14 protein-coding genes and 1 pseudogene are annotated in these 15,421 nt (G+C 69.5%); 7 read left to right on the top strand and 8 right to left on the bottom strand.

The genetic code is table 11. The features are described from left to right. Position 1: 1 nt before the first annotated feature. Positions 2 to 1,165, top strand: coding sequence for an acyl-CoA dehydrogenase family protein (locus tag DNK54_RS19595; RefSeq protein WP_110208701.1), 1,164 nt, complete (start codon positions 2 to 4; stop codon positions 1,163 to 1,165). Between the two features lie 12 nt (positions 1,166 to 1,177). Here the strand turns inward: DNK54_RS19595 and DNK54_RS19590 are convergent, their stop codons facing one another. Beyond that, a complete protein-coding gene (locus DNK54_RS19590) occupies positions 1,178 to 2,185 on the bottom strand; it encodes a DUF2804 domain-containing protein (RefSeq protein ID WP_204164718.1) in 1,008 nt (335 codons plus the stop codon). 4 nt (positions 2,186 to 2,189) lie between these two features. Then, entirely contained in the window at positions 2,190 to 2,336 is a 147-nt protein-coding gene (locus DNK54_RS19585) for a DUF1059 domain-containing protein (RefSeq protein ID WP_110208700.1), read from the bottom strand. 78 nt (positions 2,337 to 2,414) lie between these two features. Between DNK54_RS19585 and DNK54_RS19580 the strand changes: the two genes are divergently transcribed. Beyond that, positions 2,415 to 2,807, top strand: coding sequence for an FUSC family protein (locus DNK54_RS19580; protein ID WP_204164717.1), 393 nt, complete (start codon positions 2,415 to 2,417; stop codon positions 2,805 to 2,807). Positions 2,808 to 2,903: 96 nt separating this feature from the next. Here the strand turns inward: DNK54_RS19580 and DNK54_RS19575 are convergent. After that, positions 2,904 to 3,359, bottom strand: a pseudogene (locus DNK54_RS19575) (ribonuclease H family protein); the annotation flags it as partial. A 42-nt stretch (positions 3,360 to 3,401) separates the two neighbouring features. Between DNK54_RS19575 and DNK54_RS19570 the strand changes: the two are divergent. From DNK54_RS19570 to DNK54_RS19560, 3 genes are all read left to right on the top strand, one after another. Next, positions 3,402 to 4,250: a hypothetical protein gene (locus DNK54_RS19570; protein ID WP_110208697.1), complete on the top strand. Its 849-nt coding sequence runs from the start codon at positions 3,402 to 3,404 to the stop codon at positions 4,248 to 4,250. 95 nt (positions 4,251 to 4,345) lie between these two features. Beyond that, positions 4,346 to 4,660, top strand: a complete 315-nt coding sequence (locus DNK54_RS19565) for a GNAT family N-acetyltransferase (protein ID WP_110208788.1) — start codon at positions 4,346 to 4,348, stop codon at positions 4,658 to 4,660. 101 nt (positions 4,661 to 4,761) lie between these two features. After that, a complete protein-coding gene (locus DNK54_RS19560; protein WP_162602567.1) occupies positions 4,762 to 5,346 on the top strand; it encodes an HNH endonuclease family protein in 585 nt (194 codons plus the stop codon). Positions 5,347 to 5,366: 20 nt separating this feature from the next. On the opposite strand, the gene DNK54_RS19555 is transcribed toward DNK54_RS19560, so the two are convergent. Continuing rightward, entirely contained in the window at positions 5,367 to 6,161 is a 795-nt protein-coding gene (locus tag DNK54_RS19555; protein WP_110208787.1) for a crotonase/enoyl-CoA hydratase family protein, read from the bottom strand. 74 nt (positions 6,162 to 6,235) lie between these two features. Then, entirely contained in the window at positions 6,236 to 7,564 is a 1,329-nt protein-coding gene (locus DNK54_RS19550) for a cytochrome P450 (protein WP_110208695.1), read from the bottom strand. A gap of 72 nt (positions 7,565 to 7,636) precedes the next feature. Between DNK54_RS19550 and DNK54_RS19545 the strand changes: the two genes are divergently transcribed. Together DNK54_RS19545 and DNK54_RS19540 are read left to right on the top strand one after the other, a co-directional pair. Next, complete coding sequence (locus DNK54_RS19545; RefSeq protein WP_110208694.1) at positions 7,637 to 8,659, top strand: LLM class flavin-dependent oxidoreductase; 1,023 nt, start codon at positions 7,637 to 7,639, stop codon at positions 8,657 to 8,659. Positions 8,660 to 8,763: 104 nt separating this feature from the next. Continuing rightward, positions 8,764 to 10,002, top strand: coding sequence for a PucR family transcriptional regulator (locus tag DNK54_RS19540; protein ID WP_110208693.1), 1,239 nt, complete (start codon positions 8,764 to 8,766; stop codon positions 10,000 to 10,002). A 63-nt stretch (positions 10,003 to 10,065) separates the two neighbouring features. On the opposite strand, the gene DNK54_RS21760 is transcribed toward DNK54_RS19540, so the two are convergent. From DNK54_RS21760 to DNK54_RS19525, 3 genes are all read right to left on the bottom strand, one after another. Further along, positions 10,066 to 11,529 carry a fatty acid desaturase gene (locus tag DNK54_RS21760; protein ID WP_110208692.1) on the bottom strand — a complete coding sequence of 488 codons (1,464 nt, stop codon included), beginning with the start codon at positions 11,527 to 11,529 and terminating at the stop codon, positions 10,066 to 10,068. Between the two features lie 193 nt (positions 11,530 to 11,722). After that, complete coding sequence (locus tag DNK54_RS19530; protein WP_110208691.1) at positions 11,723 to 13,675, bottom strand: ABC transporter ATP-binding protein; 1,953 nt, start codon at positions 13,673 to 13,675, stop codon at positions 11,723 to 11,725. Next, a complete protein-coding gene (locus DNK54_RS19525; protein ID WP_110208690.1) occupies positions 13,672 to 15,414 on the bottom strand; it encodes an ABC transporter ATP-binding protein in 1,743 nt (580 codons plus the stop codon). Before DNK54_RS19525 ends, DNK54_RS19530 begins: the two co-directional genes overlap by 4 nt. Positions 15,415 to 15,421 lie beyond the last annotated feature (7 nt).

Genomic DNA, 15,421 nt, shown 5'->3' with positions numbered 1-15,421 from the left:
GATGAGCAACCCCGACTTCGACCTCTACCGCGTCTCCGAGGACCACGATGCCCTGCGCGAGGCAGTCCGCAACGTCGCCGAGGCCCGCATCGCGCCGTACGCCGCCGAGGTGGACGACCAGGCCCGCTACCCGCAGGAGGCGCACGACGCCCTGGTCGAGACCGACTTCTTCGCCCCGCACGTCGCCGAGGAGTACGACGGCGTGGGTGCCGACGCCCTCGCGACCTGCATCGTGATCGAGGAGGTCGCCCGCGTCTGCGCCTCCTCCTCGCTCATCCCTGCCGTCAACAAGCTGGGCTCGATGCCCCTGATCCTGGGCGGCGACGAGGATCTGAAGAAGCGCTACCTCACACCACTCGCCCAGGGACACAGCGGCTTCTCCTACGGGCTCTCCGAGCGCGATGCCGGCTCGGACACCGCCTCGATGAAGACCCGCGCCAAGGCCGACGGCGACACGTGGGTGATCAACGGCCAGAAGTCGTGGATCACCAACGCCGGGGTCTCCGACTTCTACACCGTGCTCGCGGTCACCGATCCCGACGGTCCGCGCGGCCGCAACGTCAGCGCCTTCATCCTGGAGAAGTCCGATGCCGGCTTCACCTTCGGCGAGAAGGAACGAAAGCTCGGCATCAAGGGCTCCCCCACCCGCGAGCTGCTCTTCGACAACGTGCGGATCCCGGGCGACCGGATGATCGGCGAGCCCGGCTCCGGACTCCAGCTGGCCCTGCGCACGCTCGACCACACCCGCGTCACCATCGGTGCGCAGGCGGTCGGCATCGCCCAGGGTGCGCTCGACTTCGCGCTCGGCTACGTCAAGGAGCGCAAGCAGTTCGGCAAGCGGATCGCCGACTTCCAGGCGCTGCAGTTCATGCTGGCCGACATGGCGATGAAGGTGGAGACCGCGCGCCAGATGGTCTACGTCGCAGCCGCCAAGTCGGAGCGCAACGACGCCGACCTCTCCTTCTACGGCGCAGCGGCCAAGTGCTACGCCTCCGACGTGGCCATGGAGGTGACCACCGACGCGGTGCAGCTCCTCGGCGGCTACGGCTACACGCAGGACTTCCCGGTCGAGCGGATGATGCGCGACGCCAAGATCACCCAGATCTACGAGGGCACCAACCAGATCCAGCGCCTCGTGATGGCCCGGCAGCTGTTGGCCGGCTGAGCCGGGCTGCTCTCACCAGAGCTGGCGGACGTCCTCGGCCCAACCGAAGACGTCTGCCAGCCGCACCCACTCCCCCAACTCGGTCGCCAGGACCCGGCCGGACCAGGTGCCGAAGCACTGGTGGGTATGGGAGGAGATCAGCCGCAGGTCCGTGACGGTGTGCTTGTCGTACTCCGGCACGAAGGTGAGGTCCACGGTCTCACCGGTGACCCGCCAAGGAGCCAAGGGCTGCTCGACGTCGTACGCCCAGGTCAGCTCCTCGCTGACCTTGTGGAGTCGGCCGTCGACCAGCAGCGCGTTCTCGCAGCTGCCGGTGCCGACGGTCCACTGGCCCCCCACCTGGAGACCGAGCACTCGGCCGTCGGTCCGCCCGGAGCCGGCGCCCCAGTTCCAGTGCACACGACGCGGCCACCGACCGCGACCGTGGTCGAGCGTGGCCCACGTCTCCCCAGCAGGGAGGGTGTGGTCGACGCCGTCGACCCGGAGTGAGCCGGTCGCCGGGCGTGCGACGTCCTTCACGGTGTATTGGAAAAGCCGGTCGGTCCACGGCACCACCACGCCGAGGCACTCGTGCCCCTCCGGTCGCCGGGCGAGGACGTCGACCTCGATCCGTCCGCTCCGGGCACGGATGCGGGTGCCTCCCGGCACCTCCTCGATCTGCACCTTGAGGGTGGAGGTGTCGACGGTGGCGAATCCGCGGCCGAGGGTGCCCGGCAGGTGTACGCCGGCACCGAGCGGGGTGATCGCGTCCTGGTTGATCGCTTCCTGGGTGCCTCGGTCGAGCACCCACAGCCCGTTGACCCCGGCATAGCCGATGTCGGAGACCACCACCGCCACGACGTGGCTCGGCGTCGTGACCGCCCAGTACTCCCACCGCTTGTTCCGGCCCGCGCCCACCCGGCCACGGCCGATACCGTCGGTGGTGAGCAGCGGCGTACGCATGAAGCCGACCGCGTCCCGGTTGAGGTACCCCGACGGCAGTGTCAGCGACGCCGGACCGGTGAGCTCGCGCTCGAACACCGGCTCAGAGCGCCATGAAGAGGATCTGCTCGCGGGTGTATTCGTGCCCGGGGTGGTTCTCCTTCAGGTGCGCCTGCGCGACCTCGACCAGCTCGTCCTCGTTCTCGCCCTTGAGCAGTTCGCCGCAAGGGCAGGTGAGACGCGTCTTCATGGTTCCTCCAGGCTCCGGTGGCCCGGGTCACACTCCGGGCCGGCGAGGCCCATTCTGACACCGGGAACAATGGAAGACGTGTCACCTCCCGAATCCCGTCCCCGTGCCGCCGACCTGCTGCGGGTGCACCCGGCGCCGGGCTCCCACCGCGTGGCGATCCGGGCCGGGGTGAGCGTCGGCGTACCCCTGCTGCTGTGCCTGGCTGCGGCCCTGCTCCTCGCCCTGCAGCTGGGGCCGGTCGGGGTGGTGCTCACGGTGATCGTGCTGCAGTTCGTCACCGAGATGCTCGTCGGCAAGAACTATGGTCTGGCGCTGCTGTTCATCACGCCCCTCGCGCTGCTCATCGGCCAGCTCGCCGTGGAACGACCGGCCGGGAGCCTGCTGCTCGACCGCGGCATCGAGACCCTCATCGGATCAGCGGTGGCGCTGGTGATGGTCTGGCTCGAGCTGCGCCGACAGACGACGGTCTGAACAGCCCGGCCGAGCTCAATCCAGCATCGAGAGGAGGTCGGGCTCCTCGGCAACCTGACCGACGGTCACGTCGGGATGGGCCGTGGCGGCGCCCGGGTAGCCCGGCCCGGGCTCGGGCGCGACCCCGTCACGCCAGGAACCGGCTGCTCGGTTCGCCAACCGGTCCGCGGCCTCATTCAGCGGGTGACCGGCATGGCCCTTCACCCACTCGAACCTCACCTGACGTCCAGCCATCGCGGCGTCGAGGGCACGCATCAGCTCGACGTTGAGCACCGGCTGGCCGTCCTTCTTGCGCCAGCCCTTGCGCTTCCACCCCGCCATCCACTTGGTGACCGAGTTGATGACGTGCTGGCTGTCGCAGTAGACGAGCAGGTCCTCGCCGGTGTGCGCAGTCTGCTGCAGCAGGTCGAGGACCGCCATGAGCTCGCCCATGTTGTTGGTGCCGTGGGGCCAGCCGCCACACGCCCAGTGCTCGTCGTCGACGTACCAACCCCAGCCGGCCGGGCCGGGATTGCCGAGTGCGGATCCGTCAGCGGCGGCACAGATGGTCACCGGTGCATCATCCCAGACGATGGATCGGTGAGAATGAGGCCCATGTCGATCTCGCGCCGGATCCGCCTGCTGGTCGCCGGCTCACTGCTGCCCCTGCTGACGGTGAGCTGCAGCGACCCCGAGCTGCCACCTCCGCTCCCGGAGAGCGAGGTCAACGACATACCGACCGACCAGCCCGCACCGAAGGTGCTCGCGACGGCCGTGCGGAAGCTACGCAAGGACGACACCGGCGCGTTCAGCGTCGCGATCGGCACCACCCGCGACCAGGGCCGGTTCCAGCTCTCGGCCGACAGCGCTTCGCTCACCCGGATCGTGAGCGCCCAGGGCGTGGAGACCGCCTTCACCGACACCATCCGCACGCCGGGCGGCGTCTGGGTGCGGCTGCGCACCGCCAAGATGAGCCCGCGCCGGACCTGTTGGGTGCGCATGACCAACGCCTTGCCGGTGACCAGCGCGGAGATTCCCGGGGCGTACGCCGGCGCGGTCGGTGCCGCGCTGACCGCGAAGGGCAAGCGGTGGAACAAGGACCAGATCAGCGGATCGGTCAACCTCGTCCAGGCGCTGCTGGCCGTCGACCCGACCCTGATCACCGCTGTCGAGCTGGCCTCGGCCCTCGACGCACGGGTGCCGGCGAGCTTCGCCGTCAGCGGCAACCGCATGACCGGCTGGAGCACGACCAGCGCCCAGCTGCTGGGAGCACTCGCCCGCGCCGGCCTGAAGGCCACCGGGGCCTTGAAGCCGCTCGCCGACCTTGAGGGTTTCGTGCTCGACGTGCAGTTCACCAAGCAGGGCAACAACTTCGAGGTGACGGCTCCGCAACCGGCCCGGGTGATCTCCAAGGAGCCCGCCGACACGCTGATCAAGCGCGCCAAGGCCTGCGCCCGGCAGTGACCCGACTGCTCCTCCTCAACCCGGTCGGAGCCGTGTGCCATCATCGCGAGGGTGCGGGCCGTCCGACCCGCACGGGCGATCCGAAGGAGGCAGGGATGAGCGAGGAGCAGACGATCACCGTGGTGGACGCCGCCGACCGTGGACGGTTCGAGGTGCTCGTCGACGGGGCGCTGGCCGGCTTCACCGAGTACGTCGATCGTGACGGGGTGCGCACCTTCCCCCACACCGAGGTCGACGACGCCTACGCCGGCCGGGGGCTCGCCAAGAGGGTCATCCGGGAGGGCCTCGACACGACCCGCGCGGCCGGTCTCCAGGTGCGGCCGGTCTGCCCCGCCGTGGCCGGCTTCATCAAGAAGAACCCCGACTACGCCGACCTGGTGCCGGAGCAGTACCGGGACGCGATCAGCTGAGCACGCGACCCCTCCTCGGGGCGCTCGCGCTGGCGCTTGCGACCGGCGCCTGCGCCACGATCGACGGCGACGCTGGGACGACCTCGGGCCTGCCCGAGCCGGTGGGGCTGATCGGCGTCCGTGAGGCGACCGAGGCCCTTGCCGGCCTCCCGGTCGTCCCCCGACGGCCGGCAGTGCCGCCGTACCGTCGGGAAGCGTTCGGGCCGCGGTGGCGCGACGTCGACGACAACGGCTGCAACCAGCGCGACGACGTGCTGCTTCGGGATGCCGTGCCGGGCTCGACCACGGTCCAACAGCAGGGACGCTGCCCCCACGACGTGCTGTCCGGTACGTGGATCGATCCCTACACCGGCAAACGGCTCGAGTTGAGCGACCTCAAGGAGCCGCGCCAGGCCCAGGCCGTGCAGATCGACCACGTGGTGCCCTTGGCAGAGGCGTGGCTCTCGGGTGCGCACGGCTGGACCGACCGACGACGCAGCGACTTCGCCAACGACCTGACCGCGTTGGTCGCCTCCGACGGTCCCACCAATGCCAGCAAGGGATCTGACGATCCGGCTGCTTGGCGCCCCAAGCAGCCTTACCAGTGCGCCTACGCGGTGCGGTGGGTGACAGTCAAGCAGCGCTGGGCACTCGCCGTGGACGCGAGTGAGCTGCGCGCCCTCGGCGAGATGCTCGCGCTCTGTTGACTCCGGCTCCGGACCCGGCCCTACTCACCACGCCAGACCGGCGGACGCTTCTCGGCGAAGGCGACCGCTCCCTCCATCGCATCCTTCGTCTGGAAGACCGGAAGCAGTACCCGGTCGTGGTGCTGCCAGATCTCGTCGTCGAGGTCCGATCCGAACCGGGCCTGCTCCAGGATCATCCGCTTGGTGGCCTGGACAGCCAGGGGTGCGTTGGCGGCGATCTGTTCGGCCAGCTCCAGGGCTGCGTCCATCAGCGCGTCGTCCGCCACGACACGGTTGACCAGGCCGATCTCTGCAGCCTCCGCTGCGGTGACCGCACGCCCGGTGAGCGCCAGCTCCATGGCCAGCCGGATCGGGATCTGCCGCGGCAACCGCAGCACGCCGCCCGCCGCAGCCACCAGCCCCCGCTTGACCTCCGGCAGCCCGAAGGACGCCGACTCCGCAGCCACCGCGAGGTCGGCGGCCAGCACGATCTCGGTTCCGCCGCCCATCGCGAACCCGTTGACGGCAGCGATCACGGGCTTGCTGATCGGATGCCGCACCATCCCCGCGAAGCCCCACTCGGCGTGGCCCTCAACCGACACGTCCTCGCCACGCGCGAACGCCTTGAGGTCCATGCCCGCGCAGAAGGCGCGGCCGGTCGCGGTCACCACGACTGCGCGTACCTCGGGGTCCTGCTCGGCCCGGTCTAGTCCATGGCCGAGGCCCGTGGCCAGCGAGCGGTTGACCGAGTTCATCGCCTCGGGACGGTTCAGGGTGATCACGGCGATGTGTCCGCGCACCTCGTAGAGCGCGCCGGGCTTCTCTTCAGCAGTCATGCCGGTCATGCTCGGGCAGCGACCGGCTCCCGGCAACCCCCGTCCCGCTCGGGCGCTTCTCGCCCCGCCTGCTCTCAGACGACGGCAGCCGCACTGAGCGCTGCCGGCAACGTCTCGAAGCCCCGCAGGATGCGCGTCGTACGCCGGTGGGCGCCGGGAAGCAGCGCCAGGTCGGGAAAGCGTTCGAAGAACATCCGCAGACCGACTTCACCCTCCATGCGGGCCAGCATCGCGCCCAGGCAGTGGTGCCGCCCGGCCGAGAAGGAGAGGTGCTCGCGTGCGTTCTCCCGGGTGACGTCGAAGCGAGCGGGGTCGACGAAGACCGCAGGGTCACGGTTCGCGCCGGCAAGCATGGTGGTCATCAGGTCGCCGGCCTTCAGACGCTGCCCGCCGACCTCCGTCTCCTCCTGGCACTGCCGGCCGGTCAGCAGCACGGGCGGGTCGAAGCGCAGCACCTCCTCGACCGCGTTGGCCCAGAGCTCGGGACTCTCCGTGAGCAGCGCGAGCTGATCGGGGTGGTCGTGGAGGAGCGCGATGCCGTTGCCGAGCAAGTTCACCGTCGTCTCGAACCCCGCGGCGAGCACCAACCCGGCCGTCGACTTGAGCTCGATCTCGGAGAGCACCCCCTCCTCGGTCTGCACGGCCACCAGCTCGCTGAGGAGGTTGTCACCCGGATGGCGGCGCAGATTCTCCAGGTGCTCCCCGAGCCAGGCGTCGAAGTCGGCCAGCGCACGGTTGACGTCGCGATACGTCTGCCAGGGAAGTCCGAGGTCGAGGCTCGGTGCGGCGGCGGCACCGAAGGCGAGCACCCGGTCTCGATCCTGCTCCGGAACGCCCAGGATCTCGGCGATCACGGTCACCGGAAGCTGGGCGCAGTAGTCCTCGATCAGATCGATCCGCTCGCCCGCTGCCGCCCGCCGCTCCAGCTGGTCCAGCAGGCCGGTGGCGATCTGCTCCGTACGCACCCGGAGACGCTCGACTGCGCGCATCGTGAAGACGCGCATCACCAGCTTGCGATAGCGCGTGTGGTCCGGCGGCTCGGTGACCAGGAGGGACGGGGGCTCGACGGGGTGCAGGACGGAGAAGGACAGCCACTCGCCCAGCGCCCCGAGCAGGCCGGTCCGGCCCGGGATCCCGGTGCGGAACGCATTGCTGGTGAGCACCTCGCGCACCACCGCATGGTCGGGCGTCAGGTAGGCCAGGCCGCTCTTGACCACGGGCCCGCGGGCGCGAACCTGCTCGATCAGGTCGAACATCTCGTCGCCGTCGGTTCCACTGGACAGGATCAACCGCGCCTGGAGGTCGCCCTTGGCAGCCAGTCGTGCGATGAGGGTGCGGGGCAGGCCGTGCGTGATCGACCAGTGGGCTGCCTCACGGGCAGTACGTACGCCGGGCAGGTCCATGCTTGTGGAGCATACTCGCGGTATCCACGTGCGGGAACGGAATCTTCTTCGGCGTTCCGGCATTGTGTGGGTATGACGAAGCGGATCGGTTTCCTCTCCTTCGGGCACTGGTCGGAGTCCCCGGGCTCGCAGACCCGCAACGCCTCCGACGTGCTCCACCAGTCGATCGACCTGGCGGTCGCAGCCGAGGAGCTGGGTGCCGACGGCGCCTACTTCCGGGTGCACCACTTCGCACGCCAGCTCGCCTCCCCGTTCCCGCTGCTCGCCGCTATCGGAGCCCGGACCAGCAGGATCGAGATCGGCACCGGCGTGATCGACATGCGCTACGAGAACCCTCTCTACTTCGCCGAGACCGCCGGAGCGGCCGACCTGATCGCGGACGGCCGCCTGCAGCTCGGGATCAGCCGGGGATCACCGGAGCAGGTGATCGACGGCTACCGCTACTTCGGCTACCAGCCCAGCGAGGGCGGCACCGACGCCGACATGGCGCGTACCCACACCGAGGTGCTGATGGAGGTGCTCAAAGGCGAGGGCTTCGCCCAGCCCCACCCCCACCCGATGTTCCCGAACCCTCCGGGGCTGCTCCGCGTGGAGCCGCACTCACCGGGTCTGCGCGAGCGGATCTGGTGGGGTGCGGGATCACGCGCCACCGCGGTCTGGACCGCCGAGCAGGGGATGAACCTGATGAGCAGCACCCTCCTCACCGAAGACACCGGCGTTCCCTTCCATCAGCTGCAGGCCGAGCAGATCCAGCAGTTCCGCGACGCCTGGACCGAGGCCGGGCACCAGCGCGAGCCGCGCGTCTCGGTGAGCCGCAGCATCTTCGCGCTCACCAACGACCTCGACCGCGCCTACTTCGGTCGTGACGGCGACAGCACCGACCAGGTGGGCCACATCGACGGCGGGATCGCCCGCTTCGGCCGCTCGTACGCCGCCGAGCCCGACGCGCTCGTCGAGCAGCTCCGTGCGGATGAGGCAATCGCTGCAGCCGACACCCTGCTGCTGACCGTGCCGAACCAGCTCGGGGTGGACTACAACGCCCACGTGATCGAGAGCATCCTCACCCACGTCGCTCCTGCCCTCGGCTGGCGGTGAGGCCGCAGCCCCTCGGCGTACGACGGCGGGACGTCCTGCTCGTCGACGGCGCGATGTGATGAAGTGACCCCCATGGGGCCAGCGCAGACGACCACGAGGGAACAATGACGACGCCGTATCCGGATCCGAAGCTGACGCTCTGGCTGACCACGTTCATCCAGAGCGAGCAGGATCCGGAGCATGTCGACCAATGGGGTGTGCGGACCGCGAGTGCCATCCGGGCGGCAGTGCCCAAGATCGCTGAGCATCCCGTGTTGGATGCGGCGCTCGACGGTGCCGTCCGCGAGCACTGGCTCGCGTTCCTCCAACAGCTCGCGCACCCGGAGCTGCAGTTCCGGCTCGTCCCGGCCGGCGAGGTGCTGGCCAAGCAGGTCGCTGCCCATCAGCTGCCGCTGGAGTCGCTGGTCAAGATCTATCGCGCCGCGCAGCAGGAGTCGTGGACCTATGTGACCGGCGTCGTCAGCGCGATCCCCGATCCTGAGCTCGACCATGCCGAGGTGCTGATCTACTTCTGGAGCCGCGCCGCAGGCTGGATCGACGCCTCGATCGACACCTCCATCGAGATCTACCAGACCGAACGCGCGCGGATCATGGCCGGAGTCTCGGCTCAGCGCTACGAGGTGGTGACCCGGCTGCTGGCCGGCGAGGAGGCCGACCCACGGCAGACGTCCGCGGAGCTCGGCGGCTATCCGATCTCGGTCCACCACACGGGTCTGGTGCTGGTCGCCGACTCCACCGAGGGTGTGGGCGAGCTGGAGCGCATCGCCCACGAGGCGGCGAAGCTGCTAGGCGCTGCCCGTCCGCTGGTCGTGACGCCGGGCGGCCTGCAGACCTGGGCCTGGCTGGCCACCCGCACGCGGCCCGACCTCGGCGCGCTGGAGCACCTCTCCAGCCACCTGAACCAGATCTCCGCGCGGGTGTACGCCGGCCAGCCTGCCGAGCATGTCGAGGGGTTCGTCAGCTCTCACCAGGACGCGAAGCGTGCGGCGGCGGTCGCCGACCGGGGCGGCCCCTGGGCCGACGTGATGCTCTACGAGGACGTGGAGCTGGTGGCACTGCTCGGCTGCAGCGACCAGGTCGACCGGTTCGTACGGCGGACGCTCGGCGGCCTGGTGGCCACCGACGAAGGGACCCAGCGAGTGCGCGAGACCGTCACCGCCTTCCTCCAGCTCGGCGGCAACGTCGAGGAGGTGGCCCGCGAGCTCACCGTGCACCGCAACACCATCCGCTACCGGCTCGGGCGTGCCGAGGAGCTGATCGGCCGCCCCGTGAACCGCTTCGGCAGCGAGCTGCTGGTGGCGCTGCGTCACCTGTCGTCGTTCCATGGTCAGGACGACTTCTGAGCGAGCGCCGCAAGGAGGCCTAACCCGGCCCCTCGCACTTGTCGCGGTCGACGGTGATCCTCATCAGGCCACCGCCGGAGCGACCGGCACGAAGTCGACCTTCTCGCGCACCCCGCAGTCGGGACAGCACCAGTCGTCGGGGATGTCGGCCCACGCCGTACCGGCCGCGAAGCCCTCCAGCTCGTTGCCGGCGGCCACCTCGTAGACGTACTCGCACCCGGGACACTTCGCCGCCAACACCTCGTCGACCTGCGCGAGCGCCGCGGCCGCAGCAGCGGCGACCGCGTCTTCACGGGCAGCAGCCGACGCCGCCTCGGCGGCCAGGACAGGGGCGGGCACCGGGTACCGGCGGAGCAGCCTGTCGAGCTTGCCGGGCTGCACGTTGGCGAGCCGGACGTCGCCGCCGAAGTGGTCGACCACTCGGTGGTCCATCAGCCGCCGCCACAGCGGCGGCACCATCGCGACCAGGATCATGCCCATGTAGCCGGTGGGCAGCACCGGGGACTCCTCGAAGTCCCGCAGCGTCTGGTAGCGCCGGGTCGGGTTGGCGTGGTGGTCGCTGTGCCGCTGCAGGTGGTAGAGCAGCACGTTGGTGGCGATGTTGTTGGAGTTCCACGAGTGCGAGGGGGCGACCCGCTCGTAGCGCTCCTTGCCCGCGCGGCCGACCTTCTGCCGCAGCATGCCGTAGTGCTCCAGGTAGTTCACGATCTCGAGCATGGAGAAGCCGATCAGCGCCTGCAGGGCGAGGAAGGGAAGCACGCTCGGGCCGAGCCAGACCACCAGGCCACCCCACAGCACGACCGTCATCATCCAGGCGTTGAGCACGTCGTTGCCGAGACGGAACGGGTGCTGCCCCTTGCGGGCGTAGCGCTTCTTCTCCAGGTGCCAGGCCGACTTCAGCGAGCCACCGACCGTACGCGGCCAGAAGCGGTAGAGGTTCTCACCGAGGCGGCTGCTGGCCGGGTCCTCGGGAGTGGCGACCCGCACGTGGTGACCGCGGTTGTGCTCGATGTAGAAGTGGCCGTAGGCGACCTGCGCCAGGGCGATCTTCGCCAGCCAGCGCTCGTTCTCCTCGCGCTTGTGGCCGAGCTCGTGGGCGGTGTTGATACCGATACCGCCCACAGCGCCCACCGTGGCGGCCAGCCCGATCTTGTCGATGACGCTCAGGTCACCGGTGGCGATCAGCCAGAAGGCAACCACGAAGCCGGCGTACTGGATCGGCAGGAAGAGGTAGGTGATCCACCGGTAGTACTTGTCGTTCTCGAGCTCCTCGATCACGTCGTCCGGCGGGTTGGTGCGATCCAGGCCCGCCATCAGGTCGATAGCCGGCGCCACACCGAAGACGATGATCGGGCCCAGCCAGTAGAAGACGCTCCAGCCGGTGTACTCCACGCCCGCGATGGCGCCGAAGACGAGGGAGGGCACGACCAGCCCGAGCAGCCACAGGTAGCGCTTGCGATCGCGCCACTGTTCGGTCGATCCCTCCGGCACGGTGCCGGTCGCAGTGCCGCTCGAAGACAACGACATGGTTCCTCCTGGGTCGTGCCGGGGCCGTCTCGGCGCCGGGGGTCATACCTCGTGACGAGTGGACGTCTCGTGGTACGACGGTTCCATTGCGGACGAGCGAAAACCTCGGCCCGCGGCACGAATCCCATCGAGGACTTCTAGCAGATCGCACAACGCGTAACGCTCTGTGGCGGCGCCACACCATCTTGTGCGCTCAGGCCTCCTGGCCGGCGAACTGAGCGGCCGCCAAGCGGGCGTAGGCGCCCTCGGCGGCAACCAGATCGGCATGGCTGCCCTGCTCGACGATCCGGCCGTCGGTCATGACCAGAATCAGATCGGCGTCGCGGATGGTGGAGAGCCGGTGCGCGATCACGAACGAGGTGCGGTCGCGGCGCAGCACCGCCATCGCCTGCTGGAGCAGCAGCTCGGTGCGCGTGTCGACCGAGCTGGTCGCCTCGTCGAGGATCAGCAGCTCCGGATCGGAGAGGAAGGCGCGCGCGATCGTGACGAGCTGGCGCTCGCCGGCCGACAGGTTCGTGCCGCCCTCCTCCAGGACGGTGTCGTAGCCGTCCGGCAGCGAGTGCACGAACCGGTCCACGAAGGTCGCCCGGGCGGCGGCGCGGATCTCCTCATCGGTCGCGTCGGTGCGACCGTAGGCGATGTTGTCGCGGATCGTGCCCTCGAAGAGCCAGGTGTCCTGCAGCACCATGCCGATGCGGCCACGCAGCTCGCCGCGCGGCACCGACGCGATGTCGACGCCGTCCCAGGTGATCCGGCCCGCGTCCACCTCGTAGAAGCGCATCAGCAGGTTGACCAACGTGGTCTTGCCGGCACCCGTGGGTCCGACGATCGCCACCGTCTGCCCCGGACGGGCGACGAGGGTCAGCCCCTCGATCAGGGGACGCTCGGGGTCGTAGCTGAACGCGACGTCCTCGAAACGGATCTCGCCACGCCGTCCGCTCAGCGACTCATGCCGGTCCGGCACCTCCTCCGGCGCGTCCAGCAGCTCGAAGACCCGCTCCGCGGAAGCGACACCGGACTGCAGCAGGTTCGCCATCGAGGCGATCTGCGAGAGGGGCTGGGTGAACTGCCGCGAGTACTGGATGAAGGCCTGCACCTCGCCGAGCGAGAGATGGCCGCTGGCCACACGTAGGCCGCCGACCACAGCGATCGCGACGTAGTTGAGGTTGCCGACGAACATCATGATCGGCATGATCAGGCCGCTCACGAACTGGGCGGTCCAGGATGCTCGGTGGAGCTCGGCGTTCTCCTCGGCGAAGCGCCGCTCGGCGTCCTCCTGGTGCCCGAAGACCTTGACCAGCGTATGCCCGGTGAAGCTCTCCTCGATGTGCGCGTTGAGCCGGCCGGTACGCCGCCACTGCTGCACGAACATGCCCTGCGAACGCTTCATCACGGCGCCGGCCACCAACATCGAGATCGGCACCGTCACCAGCGCGATGAGGGCCAGCAGCGGCGAGATCCACAGCATCATGCCCAGCACCGCGAAGACCGACAGCACCGAGGTCAGCAGCTGGCTCATCGTCTGCTGCAACGACTGGCCGAGGTTGTCGATGTCGTTGGTGACCCGGCTCAGCAGCTCACCGCGCGGCTGCGAGTCGACGTAGTCGAGCGGCAGCTTGTGCACCTTGTCCTCGACGTCGGCCCGCAGCCGCCGGATGACCGCCTGCACCACGTCGTTGAGCAGGTAGCCGGCCGCCCACGCCAGCAGCGAGCCCAGCACGTAGATCCCGAGCACGATCAGCAACACCTCGCCGACGGCGCCGAAGTCGACTCCCTGCCCGGGCACGACGTCCATCGCGGAGACCATGTCGGCGAACTTCGTGTCGCCCTTCGCCCGCAGTGCCTCGACGGCCTCGGCCTTGGTCATGCCCTCGGGCAGCCGGCCCCCGATCAGTCCCGCGAAGACGAGATCGGTCGCATGGCCGAGTACCCGCGGCCCGACGGCGGTCGCGGCCACGCTCAGGACGGTGAGCACCAGGACCGCGAGCGTGCGCACCCGCTCGGGGCGCATCCGCTCCACGAGGCGGCGTGCCGAGCCACGGAAGTCCATCGCCTTGCTTCCCACCATGGGGCCGCCCATGGGCCCGCGCCCAGGCCCGGGGCCGGCCTGGATTCGCTCGGTCTGCTTCAGCTGTCCCTTGCTCATGCGCTCACCCCTTCCGTGCGCGCATTGCCTTGCGAGGTGACGATCTCCTGGTAGGTGGCGCAGTCGACGAGCAGCTCGTCGTGGCTCCCGGTGCCGACCACGACGCCGTCTTCGAGCACCACGATCCGATCGGCGTCGCGGATCGTGGCGACACGTTGCGCCACCACGACCACCGTGGCCTCGCGGGTCACAGGAGCCAACGCGGCCCGGAGCCGCGCGTCGGTGGCCACGTCGAGCGCGGAGAAGGCGTCGTCGAAGAGATAGAGGGAGGGACGGCGTACGACGGCGCGGGCGATCGCCAGTCGCTGGCGCTGACCGCCGGAGACGTTGGTGCCGCCCTGCTCGATCGGCGCCTCGAGACCGCCGGGCATGGCAGCGACGAAGTCACGTGCCTGTGCGATCTCCAATGCGTCCCACAGCTCGTCGTCGGTAGCGTCCGGCTTCCCGTAGCGCAGATTCGAGGCGATCGTGCCGCTGAAGAGGAAGGCCTTCTGGGGCACCAGACCGAGCTCGCCCCAGAGCGCCTCCGGCGCCAGCCGGCGTACGTCGACGCCACCGACGCGCACTTCGCCCGCGGTCACGTCGAACATCCGCGGAACCAGGTTGATCAGCGTGCTCTTCCCGGCACCGGTGGACCCGACCACCGCCACCGTCTCGCCCGGGCGCGCGACCAGGTCGACCTGCTGGAGGACCGGCTGCTCGGCGCCCGGATAGGCGAAGGTGACCCGGTCGAGCTCGAGCGTGCCAGGAGTCGGCATCTCGGCGACGGGGTCTGTCGGCGGCAGGACGGAGGTCTCGGCATCGAGCACCTCCTGGATCCGCTCGGCACACACGGCGGCGCGCGGGATCATCATCATCATGAAGGTCGCCATCATGACCGACATGACGACCTGCATCAGGTAGGAGATATAGGCGGTCAGCGCACCGACCTCCATCGCCCCCGACTCCACCCGGTGCCCGCCGAACCAGATCACGCCGACGGTCGCCAGGTTGGCGACCAGCATGACGGTCGGGAACATGCCAGCCATCCAGCGGCCGGCCCTGATCGACACATCGGTCAGGGCGTCGTTGGCCTCGTCGAAGCGTCGGACCTCGTGCTCCTCACGGACGAACGCGCGGACCACGCGGAGTCCGGTGATCTGCTCGCGGAGCAGGCGGTTGACCTCGTCGATCCGCTCCTGCACGAGCCGGAAGCTCGGCACCATGCGGCTGACGATGAGCCCGACCGAGATCGCGAGCACCGGGATCACCGCAGCGACCAGCCAGGAGAGGCCGACGTCCTCCCGGACGGCCATCACCACCGCACCGATCATCATCATCGGCGCGGTCACCATGAGGCTGCCGCCCATCAGCACCAGCATCTGCACCTGCTGGACGTCGTTGGTCTCACGCGTGATCAGCGACGGTGCGCCGAAGTGCTGGACCTCCCTGGTCGAGAAGGTGCCGACCCGGCCGAAGAGCTCGGCGCGCAGGTCGCGACCGACCGACATCGCCGTCCGCGCGGAGAACCAGACGGCCGCCACCGAGGTGAGCACCTGGCCGAGGCTCACCGCCAGCATGACGCCACCGCGGCGCAGGATGTAGTCGGTGTCGCCGCGCACCACGCCGAAGTCGATGATCTGCGCGTTCAGGCTGGGCAGATAGAGGAGCGCGACGGTTCCGAGGAACTGGAGAAGGACGAGGGCGGCGACCGCGCGGCGGTAGGGCCGCAGATGGTCGAGCACGAGGCGAAGCAGCACGAGGGAC

This window comes from Nocardioides daejeonensis (assembly GCF_003194585.1).
In the GTDB taxonomy this organism is placed as follows: Bacteria; Actinomycetota; Actinomycetes; order Propionibacteriales; family Nocardioidaceae; genus Nocardioides; species Nocardioides daejeonensis.
The sequence above is the reverse complement of the archived record's forward strand: the minus strand, read 5'-3'. Positions and strand labels throughout refer to the sequence as shown.

Excerpts from the sequence above, each read along its gene's own strand:
- DNK54_RS19595 (WP_110208701.1), top strand. The coding sequence starts at position 2 with ATGAGCAACCCCGACTTCGACCTCTACCGCGTCTCCGAGGACCACGAT.
- DNK54_RS19585 (WP_110208700.1), bottom strand. The coding sequence starts at position 2,336 with ATGAAGACGCGTCTCACCTGCCCTTGCGGCGAACTGCTCAAGGGCGAG.
- DNK54_RS19570 (WP_110208697.1), top strand. The coding sequence starts at position 3,402 with ATGTCGATCTCGCGCCGGATCCGCCTGCTGGTCGCCGGCTCACTGCTG.
- DNK54_RS19565 (WP_110208788.1), top strand. The coding sequence starts at position 4,346 with ATGAGCGAGGAGCAGACGATCACCGTGGTGGACGCCGCCGACCGTGGA.
- DNK54_RS19555 (WP_110208787.1), bottom strand. The coding sequence starts at position 6,161 with ATGACTGCTGAAGAGAAGCCCGGCGCGCTCTACGAGGTGCGCGGACAC.
- DNK54_RS19550 (WP_110208695.1), bottom strand. The coding sequence starts at position 7,564 with ATGGACCTGCCCGGCGTACGTACTGCCCGTGAGGCAGCCCACTGGTCG.
- DNK54_RS19545 (WP_110208694.1), top strand. The coding sequence starts at position 7,637 with ATGACGAAGCGGATCGGTTTCCTCTCCTTCGGGCACTGGTCGGAGTCC.
- DNK54_RS19540 (WP_110208693.1), top strand. The coding sequence starts at position 8,764 with ATGACGACGCCGTATCCGGATCCGAAGCTGACGCTCTGGCTGACCACG.
- DNK54_RS21760 (WP_110208692.1), bottom strand. The coding sequence starts at position 11,529 with ATGTCGTTGTCTTCGAGCGGCACTGCGACCGGCACCGTGCCGGAGGGA.
- DNK54_RS19530 (WP_110208691.1), bottom strand. The coding sequence starts at position 13,675 with ATGAGCAAGGGACAGCTGAAGCAGACCGAGCGAATCCAGGCCGGCCCC.